Genomic DNA, 285 nt, shown 5'->3' with positions numbered 1-285 from the left:
ACGTTTAACCTTACGGCAACCGACGGCAGTTTATTAATCACAGACATCTCAGGATTTGAATTAATTGATGGTGTGGGTAATGCCACTTTAACAGGCGACAGCGCGAACACCTGGTTAGTTAATGGTAATAATGCAGGTACCTTAAACGGTATTAGTTTTACAGACTTTGTGAAGTTAGTCGGCGGTAATGGCATTGACAGTTTCACCGTAAATACGGGTGTTTCTATTGGCGATATCAGTGGTGGCAATGGCGCAAACACGTACGCGATTAATGGCACTGCGGGT

The 285-nt window shown here is 44.2% G+C and carries 1 protein-coding gene; it reads left to right on the top strand.

The genetic code is table 11. The features are described 5' to 3' along the window. Positions 1–285 (top strand): hypothetical protein (locus CWS31_RS17705; RefSeq protein WP_170252932.1); only part of this gene is annotated, 285 nt, incomplete at both ends.

It is taken from the genome of Colwellia echini (assembly GCF_002843355.2).
Taxonomy (GTDB): Bacteria; Pseudomonadota; Gammaproteobacteria; order Enterobacterales; family Alteromonadaceae; genus Colwellia; species Colwellia echini.
Note: the sequence above shows the minus strand (reverse complement) of the source record. Positions and strands in the feature narration are given on the sequence as shown.